The organism is Sphingobium sp. TomTYG65 (assembly GCF_055395525.1).
In genome coordinates this window covers 727,053-751,757 of record NZ_AP027331.1, presented here as the reverse complement: position 1 = coordinate 751,757, position 24,705 = coordinate 727,053, and the positions used below count along the sequence as shown (strand labels likewise).

At 63.3% G+C, this 24,705-nt stretch carries 22 protein-coding genes and 1 pseudogene; 14 read left to right on the top strand and 9 right to left on the bottom strand.

The window, feature by feature from the left end; genetic code table 11:
• Positions 1–66: 66 nt before the first annotated feature.
• From ACZ5Y5_RS17275 to ACZ5Y5_RS17250, 6 genes are all read right to left on the bottom strand, one after another.
• Positions 67–834, bottom strand: a complete 768-nt coding sequence (locus ACZ5Y5_RS17275) for a fimbria/pilus periplasmic chaperone (protein WP_464810655.1) — start codon at positions 832–834, stop codon at positions 67–69.
• Positions 835–862: 28 nt separating this feature from the next.
• Positions 863–1,426, bottom strand: a complete 564-nt coding sequence (locus ACZ5Y5_RS17270) for a hypothetical protein (RefSeq protein ID WP_464810654.1) — start codon at positions 1,424–1,426, stop codon at positions 863–865.
• 33 nt (positions 1,427–1,459) lie between these two features.
• Positions 1,460–1,945, bottom strand: coding sequence for a hypothetical protein (locus ACZ5Y5_RS17265; RefSeq protein WP_464810653.1), 486 nt, complete (start codon positions 1,943–1,945; stop codon positions 1,460–1,462).
• 103 nt (positions 1,946–2,048) lie between these two features.
• Positions 2,049–2,588, bottom strand: coding sequence for a hypothetical protein (locus ACZ5Y5_RS17260; RefSeq protein ID WP_464810652.1), 540 nt, complete (start codon positions 2,586–2,588; stop codon positions 2,049–2,051).
• A gap of 396 nt (positions 2,589–2,984) precedes the next feature.
• Complete coding sequence (locus ACZ5Y5_RS17255) at positions 2,985–3,896, bottom strand: formylglycine-generating enzyme family protein (protein WP_464811639.1); 912 nt, start codon at positions 3,894–3,896, stop codon at positions 2,985–2,987.
• Positions 3,897–4,063: 167 nt separating this feature from the next.
• Complete coding sequence (locus ACZ5Y5_RS17250) at positions 4,064–5,782, bottom strand: sulfatase family protein (RefSeq protein ID WP_464811638.1); 1,719 nt, start codon at positions 5,780–5,782, stop codon at positions 4,064–4,066.
• Between the two features lie 167 nt (positions 5,783–5,949).
• Here ACZ5Y5_RS17250 and ACZ5Y5_RS17245 point away from each other — a divergent pair, with 167 nt between their 5' ends.
• From ACZ5Y5_RS17245 to ACZ5Y5_RS17220, 6 genes are all read left to right on the top strand, one after another.
• Positions 5,950–6,990, top strand: coding sequence for a LacI family DNA-binding transcriptional regulator (locus ACZ5Y5_RS17245; RefSeq protein WP_464810651.1), 1,041 nt, complete (start codon positions 5,950–5,952; stop codon positions 6,988–6,990).
• A 125-nt stretch (positions 6,991–7,115) separates the two neighbouring features.
• Positions 7,116–7,808, top strand: coding sequence for a CDP-alcohol phosphatidyltransferase family protein (locus ACZ5Y5_RS17240; RefSeq protein ID WP_464810650.1), 693 nt, complete (start codon positions 7,116–7,118; stop codon positions 7,806–7,808).
• Positions 7,809–7,818: 10 nt separating this feature from the next.
• A complete protein-coding gene (locus ACZ5Y5_RS17235) occupies positions 7,819–8,433 on the top strand; it encodes a TetR/AcrR family transcriptional regulator (RefSeq protein ID WP_464810649.1) in 615 nt (204 codons plus the stop codon).
• 56 nt (positions 8,434–8,489) lie between these two features.
• Positions 8,490–9,452 (top strand): NAD-dependent epimerase/dehydratase family protein, encoded by a 963-nt coding sequence (locus ACZ5Y5_RS17230; protein WP_464810648.1) that lies wholly within the window; start codon positions 8,490–8,492, stop codon positions 9,450–9,452.
• A gap of 19 nt (positions 9,453–9,471) precedes the next feature.
• Entirely contained in the window at positions 9,472–10,698 is a 1,227-nt protein-coding gene (locus ACZ5Y5_RS17225) for an NADH:flavin oxidoreductase (protein WP_464810647.1), read from the top strand.
• Positions 10,699–10,736: 38 nt separating this feature from the next.
• Positions 10,737–12,269: a GH39 family glycosyl hydrolase gene (locus ACZ5Y5_RS17220; RefSeq protein ID WP_464810646.1), complete on the top strand. Its 1,533-nt coding sequence runs from the start codon at positions 10,737–10,739 to the stop codon at positions 12,267–12,269.
• A gap of 46 nt (positions 12,270–12,315) precedes the next feature.
• Here the strand turns inward: ACZ5Y5_RS17220 and ACZ5Y5_RS17215 are convergent, their stop codons facing one another.
• A complete protein-coding gene (locus ACZ5Y5_RS17215) occupies positions 12,316–13,566 on the bottom strand; it encodes a hypothetical protein (protein WP_464810645.1) in 1,251 nt (416 codons plus the stop codon).
• 210 nt (positions 13,567–13,776) lie between these two features.
• Here ACZ5Y5_RS17215 and ACZ5Y5_RS17210 point away from each other — a divergent pair, with 210 nt between their 5' ends.
• The 8 genes and pseudogenes from ACZ5Y5_RS17210 (at position 13,777) to ACZ5Y5_RS17175 (ending at position 20,933) form a co-directional block, all read left to right on the top strand.
• On the top strand, positions 13,777–14,691 hold the full coding sequence (locus ACZ5Y5_RS17210; protein ID WP_464810644.1) for a LysR family transcriptional regulator: 915 nt from the start codon (positions 13,777–13,779) through the stop codon (positions 14,689–14,691).
• 173 nt (positions 14,692–14,864) lie between these two features.
• Positions 14,865–16,457: a GMC family oxidoreductase gene (locus ACZ5Y5_RS17205; RefSeq protein ID WP_464810643.1), complete on the top strand. Its 1,593-nt coding sequence runs from the start codon at positions 14,865–14,867 to the stop codon at positions 16,455–16,457.
• A gap of 30 nt (positions 16,458–16,487) precedes the next feature.
• On the top strand, positions 16,488–17,507 hold the full coding sequence (locus tag ACZ5Y5_RS17200; RefSeq protein ID WP_464810642.1) for a zinc-dependent alcohol dehydrogenase: 1,020 nt from the start codon (positions 16,488–16,490) through the stop codon (positions 17,505–17,507).
• 48 nt (positions 17,508–17,555) lie between these two features.
• Entirely contained in the window at positions 17,556–18,233 is a 678-nt protein-coding gene (locus ACZ5Y5_RS17195) for a hypothetical protein (RefSeq protein WP_464810641.1), read from the top strand.
• Between the two features lie 198 nt (positions 18,234–18,431).
• A complete protein-coding gene (locus ACZ5Y5_RS17190) occupies positions 18,432–18,965 on the top strand; it encodes a hypothetical protein (RefSeq protein ID WP_464810640.1) in 534 nt (177 codons plus the stop codon).
• A gap of 447 nt (positions 18,966–19,412) precedes the next feature.
• Positions 19,413–19,649 (top strand): annotated as a pseudogene (locus ACZ5Y5_RS17185) (DUF6894 family protein); the annotation flags it as partial.
• A 25-nt stretch (positions 19,650–19,674) separates the two neighbouring features.
• Positions 19,675–20,304, top strand: a complete 630-nt coding sequence (locus ACZ5Y5_RS17180) for a glutathione S-transferase family protein (protein WP_464810639.1) — start codon at positions 19,675–19,677, stop codon at positions 20,302–20,304.
• Between the two features lie 59 nt (positions 20,305–20,363).
• Positions 20,364–20,933 (top strand): DNA-3-methyladenine glycosylase, encoded by a 570-nt coding sequence (locus ACZ5Y5_RS17175; RefSeq protein WP_464811637.1) that lies wholly within the window; start codon positions 20,364–20,366, stop codon positions 20,931–20,933.
• On the opposite strand, the gene ACZ5Y5_RS17170 is transcribed toward ACZ5Y5_RS17175, so the two are convergent.
• Both ACZ5Y5_RS17170 and ACZ5Y5_RS17165 read right to left on the bottom strand, forming a co-directional pair.
• The gene (locus ACZ5Y5_RS17170; RefSeq protein ID WP_464810638.1) at positions 20,911–21,333 is read right to left on the bottom strand and encodes a group III truncated hemoglobin; all 423 of its coding nucleotides are present in this window, start codon (positions 21,331–21,333) and stop codon (positions 20,911–20,913) included. The two genes, ACZ5Y5_RS17175 and ACZ5Y5_RS17170, sit on opposite strands and share 23 nt — an antisense overlap.
• 21 nt (positions 21,334–21,354) lie before the next feature.
• A complete protein-coding gene (locus ACZ5Y5_RS17165; protein ID WP_464810637.1) occupies positions 21,355–24,453 on the bottom strand; it encodes a helicase-related protein in 3,099 nt (1,032 codons plus the stop codon).
• Positions 24,454–24,705: the final 252 nt, after the last annotated feature.

The window sequence follows — 24,705 nt, the reverse complement described above, 5'->3', positions numbered from 1 at the left end:
ATCAGGAGGAATATAGACGCGCCGGTCCGCAGCGCGGGGTCGCGCGGCCGGGGATCAGGGGCGGGTTCATTGCGCGCGCTCATCCAGCAACGCGGCGCTGAACGTGCCGCCCTTCGGTGCGCCCTCGACAGGGACGGTGACGGTGCGGGTCTGGCCGGTGGCGACCAGGCCATAACCGACCATCTGCTGGAACTCGGCCCCGCTGATCGTCTTGGAGAAAACCTCCGCCCCCGCGGCGTTCGTCTCGCTGATCTTCAGCCGGTGCTGGCTGATATAGCCATGCGCCTCGCCGCCATTGGCGACCTGAACGGCGATCGCCGGCTTGCCGCCTTCCCCGCTCGCCGCATTGACCGACTTGATGGTCAGCTCCGGCTTCTTGTTGGGCGACGATACGCTGACAAGCACCTGGAAATTATAGACGATCTGCACCGCCGACTGGCCTTCGGGCAGCTTGACGGGCAGCTGATTGACGCTGACATAATAATGTTTGCTGGTCGCCAGCTCAGGATCGCCGATCCACTGAACGCGAAAGGTCTGCGTTTGCCCGGCTGGGATCAGCGCCGTGGGCGGAGCAACCAACAGGTCGTCCGCGCTGCCATTGCCCGGCTGGAAGCCGGTCGGCGTGGGATCGAGCGCCGTGACCGTGATCTCGACCGGCAGCGGACCTGCCCCGGTATTGGTGACGGAAATATTGGCGACCACGCCGCGCCCGGATGTCTGCAGATCGACCATGACCGGCGAAACGGTCGTGGCCAGCGCAGCCGACGCCCCAAGCGCCCCCATCAGACCCACGGCCGCTGCCCCCAGGGTCAGCAATTTTCTGTAAAGACGCATGTCCGGACAATCCCCCCGCAAATCTCGATCAGTTCGGCGACAGTGAAACGGTGATGGTGGCCGAATAGGGGCCATCCACAAGCTTGCTGCCGTTGCCGTTCGATCCGACAACGGACGTGAAGTTGCTCACCTTGACAGTTATATTTCCTGCCTTGGCCGAATTCTGAGTTTGCGGCGCGCCAGTATAAGTCGTGCCTGCGCCCACTGGCAGTGTTTCTGCGGTCGTGACGCTTGCGGGCGTGGAAGACCAGCCGGTCGCGGTAGCTGTAAAGTTCGCCGTCTGGCTCTGCCCGTTCGGGACGCTCGCATTGGCCGGATTGCGGCGTAGCGCTTTTGCCAAAACGCGGATTGTTGACGGAGCGCTGCACATGACGTTGGAAATTGTCCAACTCTTGCCATCAAGGCTGGCATCTAGCTTGCCGTTCGCCCCCACAGTCGTAGAAATGGTTAGCGGGGGATTGGTGCCGAGCGAGCAGCTTGAACTAACTCGCCCGGTCACCCCATAGGTGCTGGGCTGAGGGGCAGCATGCGCAGGCGCTAGACCCGCATATGCCAAACCAGAGATGACGCCAACTCGGAGCCAACTTGTCATCTCAAAACTTCCCCTCAACAAACCATTTTCACTTCAAAGCGCAGGCGTCAGCGTAACAGCGATCGATCCGCTGTAGGAGCCGGCCATTGGCTTCGCAGCAGCACTGAGGTTCTGCGCTGTCACAACCAGGTTGCCTGAGAAAGCGCCCACCTTGTGAGCTACGCCGTCAGCTGGGATCTGAGTTCCGTCTGCCGTAACTACTGCCTCAAAATCGATGGTACTCGTAAAATTGGCAGCTGCTGGGATCGGATTTGTCATTGCGGTTTTGGTCACGGTGACGGTTGAATTTGCTCCATTGCAATAGGTCGGCTGGCTTGCCGTTTGCGGAGCGTTGGTTCCGAGGTTGCCAGTGGCAGTGATGTTCAAGGTGCTGAACTGCAGGGTCGAACCCGAGATTGCTCCACAAGAGTAGTCTACCGTACCCTCGACACCGAAGGTTGCCGATTGGGGGCTAGCAGCCATTGCAGGCGTTGCGCTCACGGCGGCAAGGGCCACCGCCGCCATCAGAATCTTCCTCATACTCTCTTCCTTCTCACAGACTGATTGACATTTGGTGACCCGGAAAGGCCGGGACAGCAGCCCCCTGTTTGGAGAGCATGGCTGTGGGTGAGGATCGGGCGCGTCATGGCACGCTCGCGATCGAAACCGTGATGGTGTCGCTGTAGCTGCCCGCGATCAGGCGCTGCGTGGGCAGCGACCAGCTGGCGGTAAGCGTCGCTACCTTGTTGTTGGCCGTCTTCCCGCCTGACGACAGGCCGGTGCTGTTGGCCGGCGACAGCGCGCACGTCGATTGACCAGCAACCAGCTGCGCGGAAGTGCAGGTCGCGCTGACGCTGTTGCCCGTGTCCAGCGGAACGGTCATGGCCAGTGAATAGGGCACCGCATTGGTGAAGTTCGCCGGAGCCGCAGCGCTCGTCTTGATAGCGCCATTGGCTGAAGTCGCGTTGATCTTGAACCCGGCGTTGCAATTGACTGTCGCGGTGCCGGTTACGGTGCCACCCGCGCTGAGAGTGGCAGCGCCGAAGTTGCTTGCCACGGCAATGCCGCATCCTCCGACGATTGTGCCGGTCGCCGTGATCGTCAGGCTGTCCGCCTTGGCCGGTGCAGACGCGCCGAAAGCCAGCGCACACGCCACCATCGCCCCTCGAAGCCGAGCCCCCACGCGCTTCCCCCCGAAATCGCCCCTGCGAATCTGCTAAGTAAAATATAACTTACGATTTCAGATTCGCAATAAAGCTATGGCAGATGTTTTATAGATATCGTTCCACTTTGAGACTCTATTGGTTAATCTTGATCTGGTTTATTCAGAACACTAGTTATATAACCATAGATATATTAGCAGATGCCGACTTTTACTTGGTCAGCGCTTCTCCGGAATAATCCTTGCATATGAGGAACATGGCTTATCCTCCGCGCGCCGCATTCCGTGCGACGCAGCCATCCTCATCCGGACAGGGCGGATCGGCATCTGCATCGGCAGAATGAAATCGGCATATCGATCGCGGTAAGAAATATGCGCCCGCAGACGCTGGCGGTCAGCCTGCTTGGCTGCGCCCCGTCACCCCTTCGCCCGCACCACGCAGCGGAAGCCGATATGGCTGGTCGATGATTCTATCGACTGCGCATGCCGTGCGGCGGGGCGGTAGCGCTGGCAATAGCTGGGCGCGCACAGATGCGATCCGCCCTTCAGCACCTTTCGCGGAATGGCGCTCATCGGGTCCAGGCTCTCATGCCGGGTCGGGCCGCGCGGGTTGGCCGGGACGCAGCAGCTGCCGCGCGCCTTTGCTTCCACCCGCGGCTGGGCGTACCAATCGGACGTCCACTCCCACACATTGCCGATCATGTCATATAGGCCATAGCCGTTCGCCGGATAGCTGCGCACGGGCGATGTTCTTTCCCACCCGTCATCCAGCGTATTGGCGAAGGGAAAAGCGCCCTGCCAATAATTGGCCAGCATCTCTCCTCGGGGCGCCAGTTCGCTGCCCCAGGCATAATCCTGGCCTTCCAGGCCGCCGCGCGCGGCATATTCCCATTCCGCTTCGGTGGGCAGCGATTTGCCCGCCCATTTGGCATAGGCCCGCGCATCTTCGAAGGTGACATGGACCACCGGATGGTCCTCCAGCCCGTCGAGGCTGCTGTCGGCCCCATGCGGATGCCGCCAGTCCGTGCCGAGGGCAAAGGTCCACCATTGGCTGTGGTCCTGAAGGTCCACCGGCCCTGCCGTGCGCTGGAACAGCAGCGATCCCGGCTGCGCCAGTTCGATCGGCATGCCGGGATAATCCTTGGGATCGGGTGCGATCTCCGCGACCGTCTTATGGCCGGTCGCCTCCACGAAGCGCGCGAATTCGCGATTGGTGACGGGCGTCTCGTCAATCCAGAAGCTATCCACGCGCACGCGGCGCACCGGCGCTTCTTCGGGATAGAAATTCTCCGATCCCATCGCAAAGGCGCCGCCCTCCACCCAGCGCATGCCGCTGGTGTCCGGCTGCACGGCCCGCGACGGCCGCATCGCCTTGTGCCTGGAAGATTGACGCATCGATGCTCCACATATTACCGCAACCGGCCAGAGATAAGTGGCCCGCCCACCACTTAAAGGCGGGCGATGCCCTCCTGTCCAGAAACTATGGCTTGGCGGTCCTACTGCTCCGGCTTCTCCGGGGCCTGCGCGCCGGGCTTCTTTTCCTGCAGCTTCTGCATCTCCGCCGCCAGCACGTCGACCCGATTGCGGCCCTGGCCCAGGATCGGCATGTCCAGGAAGGCTTTGCCCTGCGCGTGCAGCTTCTGCTTGAACCCGCCGTCCGGCACGATGTCGTCCGCCCGGTCGGCGCGGTTGGGCTCGACGAACCATTGCTGCGGGAAGGGCGCTGCGTCGGTGCCGCCGATCCTGCGCCGCATGCTGCCGATCGACACGCGACCGGTATAGGGGATGATATGCCGCCCGTCCCGATCCGCCAGCTGCTTGTAAAGGGCTGAACGCAATTCGACCTTGGCGGTCACATAAGCCGGATCGTCGATCAGATTGTGCATCTCGTTCGGGTCCTTCGCCACATCATATAGCTCGTCCATGTCGTAGATGCCGTAATATTGGATATATTTGAGGTCCCCGCGCTGAATGGCGAAGGTTCCCGGCGTCATCGGGAAAGACCATTCCCAATAATATTCATAGACGAAGTCGGGCGCCTTCCAATCCTTGGCCGCGACCTTGCCGGTGATCAGCGGCCAGGCGCTTTGCCCTTCGAACTGCGGGGGGCGCTCGGCTCCCGCCAGGTCCAGGAAGGTCGGCGCATAGTCGAGGTTGCGCAGCCGGCCCGGATTGACGACGCCCGCCGGCACTGTGCCGGGTTCGACCATGATCATGGGCACCTTGACGGACGGCTCGTAGGCGGTCCGCTTGTCGATCAGGCCATGCTCGCCGATCTGGTAACCATTGTCGGACGTGAAGACGACCAGCGTGTCCTTCTCCAGCCCCTGCTTCTTCAGATAGGCCATGATCCGCCCCACGCTATCGTCGACGGCCGACAGGGTGGCGTAATAATAGCGGAGATAATCCTCCATCTTCATGTCGCTATTGTAGAAGAAGTCGAGCCCGTGCCAGCTGTTGCGCTGGTTATAGACCCACATCGGCTTGCCCTTGTAATTTTCGGGCGTGTTCGCCGCGCTCGCGGGCAACTTGAAATTCACCTTGTCATATTGATGCGCATAGCGGGGCGGGGGCAGGGGGTCGGAATGGACCGCCTTGTGGCTGAGATAAAGGAAGAAGGGCTTTTTGGGATCACGCTCCTTCTGCAACCAGCTCATCGCATAGTCGGTCAGCTCGTCGGTGATATAGCCGCGTTGGGGGACCTTGTTCCCATCGACGTTCAGCATGTTGACGCGGCCCTTGGCCACCTGGTCCGCCGGAATGCCCTCGGTCGGATAATAATGGCCCTGGCCGGAGAAGCTGATCCATTTGTCGAAGCCCGGCCGGGGCGCGTCGCTGTCCTGCCCCATATGCCATTTGCCGATGAAGGCGGTCTGATAACCCACCTTCTGCAGATAGCTGGGGAAGTAGGTCAGGCCCTTTTCCGACGAGTTGTTGTTATCGACCACGCCATGATTGCGGGCGGTCTGGCCGGTCAGGATTGTCGCGCGGCTGGGGCTGCAAAGCGATGATGTGACGACCGTGTTGGGGAAATAGGTCCCGCTCTTGGCCAGCGTGTCGATATGGGGCGTGCGGATCTGCGGCTGCAGAAAGCCCATGCCGTCATAGCGCAGGTCATCCAATATGATGAAGATGATGTTGCGCGGCCGGGCCTGGGGGGCGTCGCCCTGCTTTCCCGCAGGCGCAGCGGAAGGGGTCCGCGCCGAGCCAGCCATCGGCAGACACGCCGCACCAATCAGCGCAGCCGTGCCGATGATTTTCCGCCGTAACGATGTCACCCGAATCCTCCCTGAAATAATCGTCAAGCGGGCAGCTTAATGCCGTATGTCAGCGCTGACAACAAAGATGGACAGGGACCACCGCCGCCCGCTATGAGCAATCCATGGAACAAGGCGCATCTCCGCGCAGGAAAGGGCCTGGCGTCACCCAGGAAGAGGTCGGCCGCCTCGCAGGCGTCTCGGGCAAGACGGTCGCGCGCGTCATCGCCAACGACCCCCATGTCAGCAAGGCAACGCGCGAGAAGGTGGAGGCCGCGATCAGGCAAACCGGCTTCCGCCCCAATTTCGCCGCCCGGTCGCTGGCGGCGGCGAAATCCTATCTGATCGCGATTTTCCTTCCCGATCACAGCTCGCTCTATCATGCCGACCTGTTCCGCAGCGCCGCCGCCGCCTGCGCGGCCAAGGGTTATCATCTGCTGCTGGAACAATATGACGCCGACAGCAGCGCCTCGGCGCTCGAACGCTATGACATCAGCCTGCGCCAGACCCGCTGCGACGGCGTCATCCTGCCCCCGCCGCTGTCCAATGACCGGCAGCTGATCGACCGCCTGACCGCCGACGCTATGCCGCATGTCCTGATCGCGCCCGCCGACGCTGACGGCCGATCACCTGCGGTTCTGGCGGATGAGCGCGCCGGGGTCATCGCCCTGTTCGATCATCTCTGGTCGCTCGGGCACCGGACATTCGGGCTGTGCACGCCGCCGCCGGGCCGGCCTTATCTCCATCGCCGCAATGAGATATTCCTCCAATGCCTGGCCGAAAAGGGCGCCGCCGCCTCCGCGGTGAAGCTCGCCCCCTTCCGCTGGGAGGGATCGACCATGCTCTCCGGCCGCGCCGCGTCCCGGTTCCTGCTCGACGGCCCGGACAGGCCCGACGCCATCTTCGCCTTCAACGACGAATATGCGCATGGGGTCATGATCGGCGCGCAGGAGCGGGGACTGCCGGTCCCCGATGCGCTGTCCGTCGCGGGCTTCGATGATGGGGCCGCCGCGCAATTCGCCTGGCCGCCGCTCACCACGATCCGCCAGCCGCTCGACCTGATGGCGGAAAAGGCCGTGGAGTTGCTGACCCAAGGCGGCGAGTCCGCGCTTTGCCCCGTCGAACTGATCGTCCGCCAAAGCACCGCCCGCCGCCCTGCGGCCTGACCGCATCGCTACCCCCTGTTCCCAGCGCCGTCATGCTGATAGAGCGCGCGGATCGAGCTACTGTTTCGCGCAACTCGACAGAGAGACTTATGTGCTCCCGCGATGATGGGAGCCGCAGCAGGCAAATGAACAATCCGCAGCCCAAACCGCTAGACCGTATCCAGCAAAACTGGCTCGCTGCGAAGGAACGCCGCCTGCTCAATTGGCTGTGCGCCCGCATGCCGGCCTGGGTCACGCCCGACAAGCTGACCATCCTGGGCATGATCGGCGCGCTCATGATCTTCATCGGCTATGTGGGCAGCAATCTCGCTTATCCCTGGCTGATCCTGGCGATCGCTGGCTATGTCGTCCAATGGTTCGGCGACTCCATGGATGGCAGCCTGGCGCGCCACCGCCGGATCGAGCGGCCCTCCTACGGCTATTTCATCGATCATAGCTGCGATGGGCTCGCGACGCTGTTGATATTGGCGGGCATCGGCCTCAGCCCGTTCGTGACCATGGACGTCGCCCTGATCGCGCTGGCGGGCTATCTGCTGCTGTCGATCCACGCATTCCTGTCCGCCCGCGTGCTTGGCGAATTCAAGCTGTCCTATCTGTCGGCCGGTCCTACCGAACTCAGGATCATGCTGATCGCGCTGACGGTCATGATGATGCTGCTGGGGACGGGGCCGGGCCTGTTCGGGCGCTGGTCGGGCTTTGACATCTTCGTCGGCACCGTGGGCTCCATCCTGATCCTGCTGTTCGTCGGCCAGACGCTGGTCACCGGGCGCAGGCTCGCGCAGATCGATGGCGAAACGCTGCGGCGCAGATTTGGCTGAAGATTAGCCGATGAACCCCAACGGACGGCCCGCCAAAGACCTGTCGAAAAGCCGGATGGACGCCGTCCTGCGCGCCGCGCGAGAGGAATTTGCCAGCAATGGCTATCACGCCACCACCGTCGACGCCATTGCGCGCCGGGCGGGCGTGTCAAAGCGCACCGTCTATTTCTGGCATGCTGACAAGGCCGCGCTGTTCGACGCCTGCGTCCTTGACGGCGCATCCTCCCTTTCGCTGCCCAAATTGGAGGTCGGCGACAGGTGGGAAGAGGATCTGGCGCAGTTCGGCAAGGCCATGCTCCACGCGCTCAGTTCCGATTATGCGATCGGCATGATCCGCCTGCTGACCCGCGAAGGCAGCGACATCGCGACCGTGGCTCAGACGATCGCCGCGGGCGGGGGCTATCTCTACGCCCCGCTCGTCGATCTTCTGGTGTCAAAGGGCATTGAGGGCGAAGAGGCGATGACGCTCGCCCAACTTTATATCGCGATGCTCATGTCCGATGTGCAACGCCGCCTGCTGCTCGGCCAGGCGACGCCCTCGGCCAGCGAAATCGACGCCTTCGCCGATATCGCGACGCGCACCTTCCTGGGCGGCATCAGCAGCCGGATAACAACCGGAGACTAGCCGTCCCATTCCCGCCGCCTTGACGCAGAAAACTCATTCGTGCAGTTAACGCGCCCATGCAATCGCCCCAAAACACGACCGTCGCTGTCACCGGCGCATTCGGCAATCTCGGCCGCCGGGTTCTCCAGGAACTCTCTTCGCGCGGCCACCGCGTCATCGCGCTGGACCTGGATAACAAGGCGAACCGCGCCGCCTCGGAAAAGGTGAAGGGCGCTTTCCACGAAGCCCATTGGGGCGACATTCGCGCGGTCAACTGGGCCGAAGTGCTGCAGGATGTGCAGGCGGTGATCCATCTCGCCGCCGTCCTCCCGCCCGTCACCGAAAAAGCCCCTGAACTGGCCGAGGCCGTCAACCTCACCTCGACGTTGAAGCTGATCGACGCGCTGGAGGCGCAGCCCCAAGCCGCGCAGCTGATCTTCCCTTCCTCCGTCACCGTGTTCGGCTATCCCACCAGCCAGGCGCTCAAAACGGTCGACGACGCGCCGAAGCCCAGCGACAATTACACCCGGCACAAGGTCACGGTGGAGCAGCGCCTGGCCACCAGCAGCATCCCCTGGAGCGTGCTGCGCATCGGCGTGTCGGTGGACGGCGAAATTCCGGCGACGGACCAGTCGATGACGCGCCGCCTCTTCGCTACCCATCCGGGCAATCCGGTCGAATATGTCCACCCCGCTGACGTGGCGCTGGCGGCGGTAAACGCCGTCGGCAACCCCGAAGCGATGGGGAAGATCTGGCTGATCGGCGGCGGCGCATCCTGCCGCGTCACGCAATATGATCTGCTGTCCGCGCCGCTCGGCGCGATGGGCGTCACGCTGCCCCGCGACTTCCTTGGCACCGAACAATATTATACCCATTGGATGGATACCGCCGAAAGCGAACGGGTGCTGCGTTTTCAGCGGCACAGCTTCGATGATTTCCGCCGCGAATTGCGCGGCACCATCGGCCGCTGGCGTCCGCTCACCCGGCCTTTCGCGCCGCTGATCCTTTGGGGACTGCGCCGCTCGTTGAAGGCGAAGTAAAAGGCTTGGGACAAAAGATATGACCGTCGATCCCTTCTCCCCGCTGCAACTCGGCCCGGTTACGCTGCCGAACCGCTTCATCCGCTCCGGCGCGAACGAGATGATGTCGAAGGATTCGGTGCCGACCAAGTCGCTGCTCGAATTTCACCGGCGGCTGGCTGCGGGCGGCGTGGGCATGACGACCCTTGCCTATGTCGCCGTGTCTCCCGACGGACGCACCTTCGAAAGCCAGGGCGTCATGTCGGCGGAATCGATGCCGCATTACCGCGCGATCGTCGATGCCGTTCATGCGGAGGGCGGCCGCATCTCCGCCCAGATCACCCATGCGGGCAGCTTCGTTCAGCACAAGCAGCTTTCCACGCCGCGCGCCATGTCGGCCAGCGGCGGCCTCGACCAGCTTGGCATGATGCAGGGCCGTTTCCTGCAACATGCCATGACGCGCGCCGACATGGATCAGGTGCAGGGTGAATTCGTCGCCGCCGCGCAACTGGCTCAGCAGGCCGGGTTCGACGCCGTCGAACTGCATATGGGCCATGGCTATCTGCTCAACCAGTTCATCTCGCCTTTGTCGAACAAGCGCCGCGACGCCTATGGCGGCTCGGCGGAGGGCCGCGCCCGCTTCCCGGCGGAGGTGCTTGCGGCGGTCAAGGCGGCGGTCGGCGGCAGCATGGCCGTGCTTGCCAAGATCAACCTTTATGACGGCGTCAAGAAAGGCGCGACTGTCGAAGACGCCATCGTCACCGCCCGCATGCTGGAGGCAGCAGGGGCGGACATGCTCGTCCTGTCGGGCGGCCGCAACATCGAATCCCCATGGGCGATCTTCCACAGCCCTCTGCCGCTCAAGGACATGGCGGCGCTCCAAAGCGGGCTCAAGTCGCGCCTGCAATTCGCTGTGCTCAAGGCCATGACGCCCAAGGACATCCGCTTCCGCGAACTTTATTTCCTGGAAGCCGCGCGGCAGGTGCGGGCGGCGGTCGGCTGCGCGCTCGGCTATGTCGGCGGCGTCATGTCGCTCAAGGCGGCCCAATCGGTGCTGGATGAAGGCTTCGAAGCGGTCGTCATCGCCCGCGCGCTGGTTCATGATCCCGCGATGATCAACCGTTTCCGCGCCGATCCCGCTCACCGCTCGGCCTGTGATAGCTGCAACCGCTGCGTGGCGCTGATGTATACGCCGCCCGGCACCTATTGTGCGCTGACCGCCAATGGCCTGCCGGCCGAATGGAACCAGGTCCCTGCAGGCGCTTAGTTGACGCCGACCCTTGAAGATTGAACCGGGCAACCGGAATGGAGAATGAAGATATGTGGAACCGGCGTCAGATCGTAAAGGCGAGCACCGCCATGACAGCGGCGGCGATGATGGGTGATCGCGCTTTCGCCCAGGCCGTCGGCGCGCCCGTCAGCGAAAAGGTGACGGTCGATCTGCGCCGCGAAACTGGCAAGCTGGACCATATCTGGTCGCGCTGCGCCGGGTCCGACCGTGCCGCCATGACCTTGCGGGAGGACTGGCGCAAGGATCTCGACCGTTTCCACAAGGAAGCAGGGCTGGAACGCGTCCGCTTCCACGGCATCTTCGCCGATGAGCTTGGCGTGTGGAGCGCGGGTGCGAAGCCCAATTGGCAGAATGTCGATGCCGTCTATGACGGCCTGCTCGCGCGCGGCGTCCAGCCCTTTGTCGAACTCAGCTTCATGCCGCGCAAGCTGGCCAGCGGGGCGAAGAAGTTCGGCTTCTACGGCGCGAACATCACGCCGCCCACCTCGCTCGCCGACTGGTCCGCTTTCATCACCACCTTCGTCCAGCATCTGGTGGACCGCTATGGCCGCGAACAGGTGCGCCAATGGTATTTCGAGGTGTGGAACGAACCGGATCTGGTCTTCTTCTTCTCCGGCACGCAGGCCGATTATTTTCAGCTCTACAAGGCGACCGCCGCTGCCGTGAAAGCGGTCGATCCGGCCCTGAAGGTCGGCGGCCCCTCCACTTCGGCGGTCCAGTGGATCGACTCCTTCCTCGCCTTCTGCGCCGCCAACGACTGCCCGGTCGATTTCGTCAGCACGCATCTTTACGCAGGCGACGATCAGAAGCATGTCTTCGGCCAGGATCGTGGGCTCAAGCATAATCAGGTGATCCCCGCCGCGATGGAAATGGTCCGCCGCCAGATCGACGCGACCCGCTACAAGGGCGCGGAACTGTGGCTGTCTGAATGGTCGTCGGACAGCCCGGCGATGATCGCTCATGTCGTCACCAACTGCCTGCCCTATTGCCATGCCCTGTCCCAATGGGCGATGAGCAACTGGTTCGAGGAAATCGCCGTGCCCGACTTCATCCTGAAGGAAGGCGACAATGGCTGGGGCATGCTGGCGCGCGGCGGCATCGCCAAGCCGCAGTTCAACACCTACAAGCTGATGAACCGCTTGGGCGCGCGCCGTCTCGCCTCGACCGGCCCTGCGCTCGCCTCGCGCACGGCGGAGGGCGCTGCCGTCATGGTCTGGAACCTCGCCGATGTGCAGCAGCCCTCGGGCATTCCGGGGATGGCCAGCACGCGCACCGTGTCGGGCACCGCCAAGTCGCTCGACATCGCTTTGCGGGGCGCCGCCGCCGGGGCCACCGCGCGGATCAGCTATGTCGACATGGAACGGGCCTCACCCTTCCCGATGTGGCGCAAGCTCGGCTCGCCCCAATATCCCACGCCCGCACAGGTCGAACAGATCCGCGCCTCCGCCGAAATCGCCGCCCCCGAAACGCGGCAACTGGGGAAGGGCGGCACGCTATCGATCGACCTGCCGCCCGAAGGCATCGCCCTGATCGAACTGGTTGTATAATACAACCAGTTCGATCAGAAACGCGTTTTTCTCGCTATTTCCTTCATTATTTCTGCGCAATATCCTGCGGCGCCACCACAAAAGCCCGCGCCCCAAAGAAGTGATAGGCTGAAGAAATAGCGGTATATTTCCCCGTCTTGGGATCGCGATAACCATCGGCCAGCCGGTCGATGGCCAGCCTTATGCCGGGGCAGGATATGCGAGACAGATTGGCCCCATTCTGCGTCATCTGCTCGATCGACGCATAATAGCTGTCCAAAGTATAATAGCCGTAGAAGCCGCCCTCTATGCCCCCGTCCTTCGTCATCGTCGCCCGAATGCGCGCTCCCCGGATATGGCGCGGCGCATCGATAATCTGCTCTTTGTAATTCAACACCAGGTCGAACGGATCGGTCGTCAGCACGCCATTTTCAATTCGCCCCTTCGTCGTCGCCCTCAGGCGCGGGTCCGGGTCGGCGGTAAAGGTCGATCGCGACAGCACATCGCCCTTACCATCCTTGCTGATGCCGCTCGTCGCTGCATAAACCGATACGGTCACGTCCGGATCATTGCGGACGTCATCCACCCCGCGCAACTCGATCAGCGTAGGCGCCCGCATGGAAATCAGCGTCTTGCGCGCGATATCCGGGTTGCTCCCCTCCCGGAACGGCCAGGAACATCCCGCCACCCGCCAAAGCTGGTTGTCGATGCCTTTTTCGCCATCGGGCCCGGTGAAATCCTCCTTGCCCACCTTGCCGTCCAGGTTCATGCCCGCTGCGACCGGCCCGTCATAGGTCCGGAAATTTTGGCCCAGCACCTTAAAATCATAGGGGTCCGAACAGGCGCTATAGACCACATCCCGGTTGCTGAAGGCCGGCCGCCCTTTCCCCTTCGGGAAGCCGTTCAAAGCTCCGATCGCAAGAGCCTGCTCAGGCGTCACCGCAGCAGTCCGATCCACGCCGGGCGGCAGTTTGACTTTCCCCGCCCGGTCCTCACGCAATATCAGGCGGCGGAAACCGAAATGCTCGTCCATCAATCTTTCGAGTTCCTGGCGCTTGGCCGGATCGGCATATTTCTCCTGCTCCGCAGCCGGCAGCATCTTTCGGAACCGTTCCAGCCCGCCCTCATCCTCGGCGCGGCAGACGTCGCCCGATCCGCCATTGGCGAGGTAGATATTGCCCAGCACGAAAGCGTACACGCCCGGCTCGCCGCCGGTCGGCGCATCCGCCGCCGTCAACATCGTCGCCGCAGCGGCCAGCGCTCCTGTCGCTAGAAACCGCCCTGCTTTCCCCCGGGAAAGGGCTGAACGCGCAGTCATTATGCATCCTCCATTGGCCGATGTGCGGCCTTCCATGTGCATCATGCCCGCCGAGCCCAGGGGCGACCACCTGAAATTCGATCACCGACAACGGCAGTTTTTCACACAAGACCCCAATGGCATCCGCCCTCGCTTGTCCTTTGCACTGCCTCAGCCTGATGCTATCCGATCGAAAATGGGGGAGGGCGAAAGCGCGGTAGTGAATATGTCATGCAGATGATGACTGGCATCAGGATGTTCGTGCTCGCGATGCAGCATGGCAGCCTCTCGGCGGTGGCGCGCCAGATGGGCACATCGACCGCGTCCGTTTCCCGCCAGATCGCCGCCCTCGAAACGCAGTTGAAGGTGCGGCTGTTCAACCGGGGCAAGCGGACGCTTACCCCGACCGAGGCTGGCGAGATGCTGCTGCGGCGCGCGCGGCCGATGCTTGCCGACCTGGATGAGATGATCGACAGCGTTTCGCTGCTGGAGGGCAAGCCGCGCGGGCGGCTGCGCGTCAACATCCGGGCGATCGCCGCGTCGCGCCTTCTCGTCCCCGCCTTGCCGCGTTTCCTGGCTGCCAATCCGGAAGTGAAGATAGACCTGTTCGTGTCGAATGATGAGGATGCCGACCTCATCGCCGACAATATCGACGTGGATATCCGTTACACGCGGCCCGACAGCACGGATCTGGTCGCAAAGCTGCTTGCGCCAAGCCAGCTCGTACTCGTGGCGTCGGCTGACTATGTGTCGTCGAGGCCGCTGCCGCAAACCGCTGAGGCGCTCAACGCCTATGAGGCGGTCCTCTTCGACCCTGAAATGGATGCGATGCCGTGGCAATTTGTCGGGCCGGACGGGGATGTTCAAAGCTATGAGCCGCGCGGAAGAATGCGGGTGAATGACGGCACGGTGCTGCGCAGCGCGATCATGGCGGGGCTTGGGATCGGCATGATGCCCTTCCGCGAGGTGGATGAGGAACTTGCCGCCGGGCTGCTGGTGCAACTGCTTCCTGGGCATCAGATTCTCCACCCCCGCATCGGTGCGGAAGGCATTTTCGCCGTCTATCAGAAATCAGCCTACCAGCCCGGAAAATTGCGCAGTTTCCTGTCCTTCCTGCCCGAAGTCTTCGCGAACGGCGCTCCCTGAAAAGCGATCGGCTTTCCTTCCTGCGTTACGTCAGCTGCAACGCTCCGTTACGAAGAACATAGCTTATGCAACGACGCCGGCTGTAGCAGAATAGCTACCGACCCGCGCGGCTCCTTCCCGGGTCAGGACCGCGGGCCTGCGTAGCGCGCGGCGGGTGAGAGGTGCGGGGTAGAATGTTCGACTATATCATCGTGGGTGCAGGCTCATCGGGTTGCGCGCTCGCGAACCGTCTTTCGTCCGATCCCAAAGTGCGCGTGCTGCTGATCGAGGCTGGACCGCGCGATACGAACTGGCTGATCCACATGCCGCGCGGCAATGCCTTGCTCATGCGCGACGCGCGCCACAGCTGGACATTCGCGGCGACTCCCGCCGCTGGCCGCAACGAACCGGAATATTGGCTGGGCGGGCGCATGCTGGGCGGCACCAGTTCGCTCAACGGGCAGATGTATGTCCGCTGTCAGCCCGAAGATTTCGACGAATGGGCCGCCTGGGGCTGCGAGGGCTGGAGCTGGGCGGACATGGCCCCCCATTTCAACGCCATGGAAAATCATGAGCTGGGCGCGAGCGAAAGGCGGGGCGAGGGCGGCCCGCTCCATATTTCGCCGCAGGGCGAGAAGCTGGAATTGTGCGAGGCGTTCATCGCTGCTGGCGAGCGCCTCGGTCTGCCATTCAAGACCGACCTCAATGAAGGCGATCAGGAAGGCGTTGGCTATTATATGCGCAACATCCGTCGCGGGCGGCGGGTGTCATCGGCCAAGGCGTTTCTGGACCCGATCCGCAATCGCGCCAATCTGATGATCGTCACCGATTGCGTGGTACAGCGCGTGCTGTTCGAAGGCCGCCGCGCTGTGGGCGTCTCCGTCCGCAATGCGTCGGGGCTGATGGACTATCGCTCGCGCGAGGTGATCCTGTCGGCAGGAGCGCTCAATTCGCCGCGCCTGCTTCAGCTTTCCGGCGTCGGTCCTGCGGACGTATTGCGCCGCGCCGGGGTGGAGGTGGTGCATGACCTGCCCGCCGTGGGCGAAAATCTGCGCGATCACCGCATGCTGCCGGTCCTCTATCGCTTGAACGGGGCGAGCCATAATGCCGAATTTTCCGGATGGCGGCTATATCGCAATCTTGCCCGATATTTCCTGCAGGGCGCGGGCCCTCTCACCCACAGCAGCTTCGAAGTCGGTGCATTCCTGCGATCGCAGCCGGAGGAAGTGCGCGCCGACCTGCAGGTGATGATGGGGCCTTTCTCGTTCCAGCCGGGTCAGGGATCGGTCACCATGCACGACTATCCCGGCGCGTTCATCGGCGCCTATGCGATGCGGTCGCGCAGCCAGGGCCATGTGCGGATCGTCAGCGATGATCCCGAAGCGGCGATGGACATCGATCCCAACTGGCTCGCCGATCCTTATGACCAGCAACTGGCGATCGCGGGTCTGCGCTTCATCCGCCGTATCTTCGCCACAGCGCCGCTTGCCGATCATGTGGTGTCCGAAGACAGCCCCGGCGCGGCGGTCGAAACGGATGATGAGATCATCACCGCATACAAGCGCAACGGCAGTTCCAGCTATCATTTCGTCGGCACATGTCGGATGGGATCGGACCCGGCGTCCGTCGTCGATCCGCAGTTGCGCGTGCGCGGCGTGGAGGGCCTGCGCGTGATCGATTGTTCGGTCATGCCCGGCCTGCCGTCGGGCAACACCAACGCTCCGGCCATGGCGATGGGCCTGCGAGCCGCCGAAATCATCCGCGCCACCGCCTTGGCGGACGCGTGACCACCTTTATCGAACGAGGAGCTTGAACAGATGCGCGCCGCCATATTCCAGGGAGTGGGAAAGCCGCTTTCGATCGAAAATGTGCCTGACCCGACGCCCGAGGCTGATCAGGTCATCCTGGCGGTCGAAAATGCCGGTATTTGCGGCTCCGACCTCCATGTGACCGAACATGCCCATACGCCGTCCGGCCTCATCCTGGGCCATGAATTTGCAGGCACGATCGCGGCTGTCGGTTCGAATGTCACCGGATGGAAGGCGGGCGACCGCGTCACCGCCCTCCCGCTCAACGCCTGCAATAGCTGCGATGCCTGCGACAGCGGCCTGCCCGCACTGTGCAGCGCCAATCTCTTCACCGGCTGCTACCTCAACGCACAGGGCGCCTACGCCCAATATGTGGCCGCCCGCGGCCCCATGCTTCAGCGGCTTCCTGACGGTGTGAACTTCGAAGAAGGCGCGATGGTCGAACCGCTTGCCGTGGGTCATCACATCGTCAGCATGGCGGACATGCCGAAGGGCGCGTCCGTGCTGATCCTGGGCGGCGGACCCATCGGCGCAGCGGTCGCACTCTTCGCCCGCCATGCCGGGGCGCGCCATGTCGTGGTCAGTGAAATGTCCGAAAGCCGCCGCGCCCGGGCCGTAGAACTGGGCGCGACCGCAACGATCGATCCCAATGCCGAAGACGTGCTCGACGCCTACCGCAAGGCGACGGGCGAAGCACGGCCGCGCGTTGTCTTCGAATGTGTCGGCCTACCGGGCATGCTGCGTCAGGCGGTCGATCTGGCGAGCGTGCGCGGCCGCGTCGTCGTCGCGGGCGTGGTCATACAGGAAGATGTGATCGCCCCTATCGTCGCACTCGGCAAAGAAGTCACGATCCAGTTCAGCCAGGCTTATACGGAACAGGACTTCGCCGCCGTCATCGACGCGATCGCCCGGCGCGACATCGATCCGCGCCCAATGCACACGGCGACCGTGACGCTCGACGAACTGCCCGAAGCGTTCGAGGCGCTCCGCAAGCCCACGACGCAGTGCAAGATCCTGATCAAACCCTGACTTGACGGCGCCTCAAAAGACGCCGCTTCACATGAGAGGACGATAGACATGGCAACAGCAATCGACATTCGCGGCCCCCGCTCGATGGGCCATATGGCGCTGCACTACAAAAATCCGGAGGAAGGGCCTCTTGCGGCGCGCCTGCTGAAACTGCTCGGCTTCATCGAAACGCAGGACCTCCTGCTGCCGAATGGCACTCACTTCTACCGCTTCGTGACCGATGACAAGCATCAGCCGCGCGGCGACGGGATCATCTACCTGTCCGTCGTCCCGGACGCGCAGCGCAACCTTGTGTCGGCTGTGCATGACGCGCTGAAGGTCGGCTCTGCTGACGAACATCCGGCTGTCGCGGAGATGCGCGCCAAGATCAACGAGGACCCGGAATATAGCTTCCACTACGGCACCCTGATGGAAAGCCTCGATGATCTGGAGGACAAGTTCCAGAAGCTCGAAGAGGCGAACAACAATGATCCCGAACTGAAGGGCCGCCTCAAGATAACCTACAACCGCGCTCTGCCCGGCGACCCGGAGGTGGATGCCAGGCTCGACGCCTCGCCCATTTACGGCAATGTCACCCGCCGCGCCTTCGGCCGCAACGGCGTACAGGCGTTCGTCGAAACGGACATTCTGGCAAGCGGCGCACTGGGCGACTCCATGGTTCTGGAGTTCGACTATGTCTTCCCCGGCGCTGACCGGCACATCCTGTCAGTGGTCGAATGGGGCTGACATATTTCCGGAGGGGAGCGTTGCCCCTCTCCGGACCGCCTTTGGCGTAGCGCCAGGGCGGAAAGTTGATCTGTGATGCGGCCCTTATAAGCACGGCCGGATTATCGCTCACCTCATCGCATTGAGCGCCCGCCGGGGAACGATGCAAATGCCTGCACCGTTCGACCGGCCCGGCGTTCATGCCTTGAGGAGAGTAGAATGACACAGATCGCATCCGCCATTTTCGATAGTCATGCCGAAGCCGAACGCGCCGTATCCGAACTGCGCGCTGCGGGCGTGAGTGACAGCTCGCTGTCGATCATCGCCCAGCATGATGGCCAGACGACGACGCGGACGGGGGATGGCGACATCACCGACGATGACCATCGCAATCTGCTGAGGGGTATTTTGGGTGGCGGCGCGCTCGGGGCGGGGCTTGGCATTGCCGCCCTGGCCATTCCCGGCGTGGGACCGCTGGTCGCGGCAGGCGCGATCGCGGCGTCGGCGGTGCCAGGCGCTGCAGCGATCGGCGCGGCCGTGGGCGCAGCTGGCGGCACGCTCAACGAAACGCTCAAGAGCCACGGCGTCGATGACGAGGACGCGGGCTATTATGATGAGCGGATCAGGAACGGCAATGTGTTCGTGTCTGTGGATTCCAGCGCATCCACGATAGACGCCGTCGAAGCGCGTGAAATCCTCTACCGCAACGGCGGCCACAGCGCCTCGCGCGCACGGACGTCAGCGCAAATCTGAAGCCGGCAGGAACATCGGCCCGGTCCGATGGTTAATATGCAGCCGGACGACTTCCCATTGCTTCCCCCCGCAATCGTCCGGAGCATCGAGGCCCGCCTCCCTAGGGGGCGGGCCTTCAAATGAATGAAGGTATGGACATGGATCAGCCATCTGTTGAGTTTTGCAAAGCCCAGGCGGCCACCCATCTCGCCCGTGCCGAAAGCAGCAACCTGCCCAACGTCCGGGCAATATGCCTGACCGCTGCGAAGTCCTGGATGAGAGAGGCTGAAAGTGCACGCCGGATCATCGAAAGGCGCGCCCGCAGCGCCTCGGCGGACATTGGATAAGTTGCCGGGTATCAGGAACAGTTGCAATCAGCCATAAAGCGCCTTGCCGCTCGCTTGCGTTAGTGAGTGAAGGCGGCAGGACAGTTATAAGCCCATCATGGCGCGCTAGCACTTTCACCTCCATGATCGGTCGGGCATGCTGGCGGACGAAGAGGGTGTGATGCTCGACAGCCCGGCAGATGCGCTGCGCCTGGCTCTCACCAATGCACGCGGGTTGATCAGCGACGATGTCGCGAGCGGCGTGCTCGATCTGAACGGCGCGATCCAGGTCACCGATGAACAGGGGCGTACCCTGTTGATTTTGCCGTTCGAAGAGGCTGTTATCCAGGTCGCGGTGAAGCCGGTTCTTCCCCGCTAGCCTGAAGCTGTAAAAGGGATTGTCGATGATCACGCTCCACCACCTTGTCTATTCCCGATCGACTCGCGTGCTGTGGGCGCTTGAGGAGCTGGGCATTCCCTACGAGCTGATCGTCCATCAGCGGACGCCGTCCTTTCGCGCCCCGCCGGAGCTTGCGGCGGTGCATCCTCTCGGCAAGGCGCCGGTCATCGTTGACGATGGCCTTGTCGTCGCGGAATCCGGCGCGATCCTCAGCTATCTGAACGACCAGTATGGCGGCGGCCGTCTTGCTCCCCCGGCGGGCAGCAAGGCGCGGGTCATTCACGACGAATGGCTGCATTATGTCGAAGGATCTGCGGCAATGCCGGTCATGCTGAACCTGATCGGCGGCATGCTGGGCGGCTTGCCGGAAAATCTGGCCGCCTTCGTGCAGCCGGAACTGGGCAAGACCATGGCCTATATCGCCGATGGCGTAGGCCACGGACCATGGCTGATGGGTGAGGACTTCACCATCGCCGACATTCAACTCGCCTATCTTGTCGAACTGGCGGTCGGGGCCGGCCTGGCTGCCGGTCACCCCGGCCTTCAATCCTATCTGTCCCGCCTGCAAGACCGCCCCGCCTATCAAAAGGCGATCGCCTTGGGCGGCCCGGTCGTCCCGTCGCAAACGGGCTAAATGGGGGAGAAGGTGCTTGTCCAACTCCGACCCAGGGTCATGAGGCTGGCTTGGCCACGTTGAATCCAGCATCCGCGCTCGATCCGTCCTTCTTCCAACAAGATGCTCCTGCGGTCGCGCGCGGGCTGATCGGTGCGATGCTGCTCGTCAACGGCGCTGGCGGGCGCATCGTCGAAACCGAAGCCTATGATATGGACGATCCTGCGTCCCACAGCTTCGGCGGGCAAAAGCGCCGCAACGCCGTCATGTTCGGCCCTCCCGGCCGCGCCTATATCTACCGGATCTACGGCTTGCACTGGTGCCTGAACATGGTGGCTGGGGAGGCGGGAAGCGCCGTCCTTATCCGTGCGCTGGAACCGACGCACGGCATCGCGGAGATGGCGGATCGAAGGGGCATCAGCGACCCGCGCCTGCTCTGCTCCGGCCCCGGTCGCTTGTGCCAGGCGCTAGGCATCGATGGATCGCTGAACGGAGCGCCGCTGAGCGATGTGCCGTTTCAGCTATTCGCACCCTGCGTCTCGGCACCGGTCATAGTGGGCCGCCGGATCGGCATCAATGTCGGAGTGGACACGCCCTGGCGCTTCGGCCTCAGCAACTCGCCATTTCTCAGCCGTCCCTTCCGGGCTTAGCTTCCTTCTCTTTTACCATCATCGCCCGTTGAGCAGGGGAGGGGAACTGCATCGCCAGCATAAGGCTTTCGGCGATCTTCCCCGCCTTCGCCTGCAGCGCAGCCGCCGGAGCGGGCGGCAGCATATCCTCTGTGGTTTCCCGCCAAAGCTCAAGCCAGCGGTCGAACTTGGCCCGGTCGATCTGCGCTGCATGCGGCAGGTGGCGGGCCACCGGGTTTCCCTTGTACCTGCCCGTTCCCAGCATCACCGACGACCAAAAATCGGCGATCTGCGCCAGATGCTCGTCCCAGTCATGCACGGCCGCGTTGAAAATCGGCCCAAGCTGATCGTCCTGCCGCACACGGCCGTAAAATCTGCGCAGCAGTTCAGGCAGAGCCGCTTCCAGATCCTGATAAGACATTTGGCGCCTCGTCCGCCTATCCTAGCCCGCAACCCTGTCCAGCACCATGATCGCGCGCTCCAACGGAGGTTGAGCATCCGCCGGAGCCTGCAGCAGCCATCGGCCATTTTTGGCTTCCAGACCAGCTTGCGACAAATCCGCGTCATTGTCCGCATGGGGCGTCAGCGCCACGCCGGCGTGGCCCACATCGATGCGCATGATCTTCGCGTCTTTCGCGCTAGACCGCAAGCGCGCCTGCGCCAGCAGACGTTCCGCAGGTTCGGGAAGGGTTCCGAAGCGGTCGAGCAATTCTTCTTCGAAAATGTCGATCTCGGATGCCTCGGTCAGACGGGCCAGGCGAATGTAGAGGCTGAGGCGGATGGACGGGTCCGGTATCCATTCTTCGGGCAGATAGCCTTCAGCGCCTGCGTGAATGTCGGGCATCCACCGCTCATCCTCCTCGCCGCGGGCCTGTCGCATCGCGGCGCTCAGCATATGCTGGTAAAGGTCCACTCCGATCAGCTTCACATGCCCCGCCTGGGCGTCACCCAGCAGATCGCCCGCGCCCCGCATGTCCAGATCGCGCGCGCTGATCTCGAAGCCCGCGCCCAACCGGTCGAACGCGGTGAGCGCCCGCAGCCGCTTCACCGTCCGCTCTGCGATCGCGCCTTCCTTGTCGGTCAGCAGCAATATCTGTCCCCGGCGATTGCCCCGTCCGACACGCCCGCGCAGCTGGTGCAGTTGCGCCAGGCCGAACCGATCCGCCCGCCAAACGATCATCGTGTTGGCGCGGGGCACGTCCAGCCCCGCCTCGATGATGTTGGTTGCGAGCAGGACGTCGCCCTTGCCATCGGCGAAACCGACCATCGTCTCGTCAATCTGTGCGGCAGGCATCTTGCCATGAGCCATCACGATCGAAAGGTCGGGCGCCAGCCTGTTCAACCGCTCTTTCAGCGGCTCCATATCCTCGATACGCGGCACGACGACGAAGCTCTGGCCGCGACGGCCATGTTCCCGCATCAACGCCGTGCGCACACGGGCATCGTCGAAGCTGCCCAGACTGGTGCGGATCGGCTGGCGGCGCGCGGGCGGCGTTGCGATGACCGATATCTGCTGCAGCCCGACCAAGGCGGACTGAAGCGTCCGAGGGATCGGCGTCGCGCTCAACGCAAGCAGATGCATATCAGCAGAGCCGCGCAGCTTCTTCTTGTCGGCCGCCCCGAATTTTTGCTCCTCATCGATCACCACTAGCCCCAGCTTCGCGTAGCTGACGCCCTTGCCCATCACCGCGCCGGTGCCGATGACGACGCTGATCGATCCGTCCGCCAGCCCCGCCTTCACCGCGCGCTTTTCGGCAGGCGTCGACAGGCGGGAAAGGCTTGCGACCTTGATGCCGACTGACTTGAACCGTGCGGTGAAGCTTTCCAGATGCTGGCGGACCAGCACGGTCGTCGGTGCCGCGACGATCGTCTGATACCCGCTGAGCGCCGCGATGGCTGCCGCGCGCAGGGCAACCTCCGTCTTGCCATAGCCGACATCGCCGACGACCAGCCTGTCCATCGGCCGCCCGCTCGCCATGTCGTCACGGACGGCAGCGATGGCTCGCGCCTGATCCGCCGTTTCGTTGAAGGGAAAACCGCTCGCGAACCGCTCATAGGCGGCATCATCCGGAATCATCTCGGGCGAGCTGGCCTCCGCACGCGCCTTGGCCATTTCGGCAAGCCCCCGCGCGGTGTCCGCCACGGCCGCCTCTATCTCGCCACGGCGTTTCTCCCATGAAGAGCTGTCGAGCTTGTCGAGCGTCACCGCGTCCGGGTCCGATCCATATCGCCAGATGCGATGCGCGTCGGCGATGCGGACGAGCCGCCGCGTTCCGCCCGCATAGCCGATCGCGATCATCTCGGTGTCAGCGCCGTCCTCTCCCGGCGCGATTTCCAGGCCCAGCGCGATGCCGACGCCATGATCTTCATGAACGACGACATCGCCCAGCTGGACCTGCGTCGCGGCATCATTCCAGGCGGGAAGGGCGCTCGCCGCCACGTCTTCGATGCGCGCACGGCTGCCCAGCAGGTCTGCGGCGGCAACAAGCAATTGGCGGTCATCGGTAAAGCCCGCATCGGCAGGCAACCGCATCATCCCCGCGCCGCCGGAGGGTAGTTCCACCGCTTCCCGCCAGTTCGACAGTTCGGCCAGTTCCCTGCCCAATTTCGCCTGCACCTTGCTTCGCAAGAAGCGCAAATCTCGCTCGCTGCCCGCCAGGATGAACGCTCGTCCCGCCTCCAGCAGTGGCTGGGCGAAGCGCCCGAATGCGGCGAGCGGCGACCGCTGCTCCGCAAAGCGCGGGACTTCGCCTGGCGGGTCCTGCGTGACCAACTCCCATTGTGCCAGCGCCTCGTCCCACTCTTCTTGAGGCGCGCGGTCATCCCGTCCCTTCGCCTCGGCGGCCAGGGCAAGGAAGCGCTGGCGGCGCTTTTCCGCCTTCGCCGAATAGCCGACCTTCCCAGCCCGCAGATGGGCAAGGATCGTGACCAGCTGGTCCGCCGACGGTTCCGCCGCTCGGCCAATCGCGATGCACTCCAGCTCCTCGATGGTCCGCTGGCTGATGGGATCATAGGCGCGCAGGCTCGCCACTTTGCCTTCCGCCAGTTCGACCCGAACCGGCGTTCCCGCGTCGGCGGGAAAGATATCGGCAACTTCGCCCCGGATCGCCATCTCGCCGGGCTCATCGACCCGGTCGTCCGGAAAATAGCCGATTTCCGTCAGCTGATCCGCCAGTTCGGCCAGCGTCAGCGGATCGCCAAGGCGAAGCGTGGGCGGGGAAATATCGAAGGCGTGCGGCGGCGGATAGCCCCGCGCAGCCGCTTCGCCGCTCATGACCAGGACGACCGGGTTGGATGCCTCGGCCGTGCAGCGCAACAGGTGCAGCGCCGCGATCCGCTGACCCACATTGGCCGGGGATGCTGGCGCGCTGTCGCCCGGCAATGTGTCGCTGGAGGGCAGGAATATGACCTGAGTGTCAGGCATCAAGGCAGACAGCGCTGCAGCCAGCCGTTCGGCCTGTTGATCGTCATCGGCCAGATAAAGGAGGTTGCCGTCCTCCATCACATCCGCCAGCCGGGTAGCAACCCAGGCGATATTCATTCACTGCTCTCCAAATGCCGCCTAAAACGGATGTGGTTCTTCCACGAGCAAACCCATTGGGATCGGCCGAGTTTCCCTCCCGGCGAAGATATCGGCCGCGTCCGCATGTGCCCCAATCAAGATGTCTTGATCCATGTGAGTCAGATTTCGCTGCAACTTTTGTTCATCCAGGTTATTGAGGTCTTATCACCGGTTAATTTGCCGCAGGCTCCGGTGGCTGAGAGTGGATATGTGCTCCCGCTTGCGAAGATG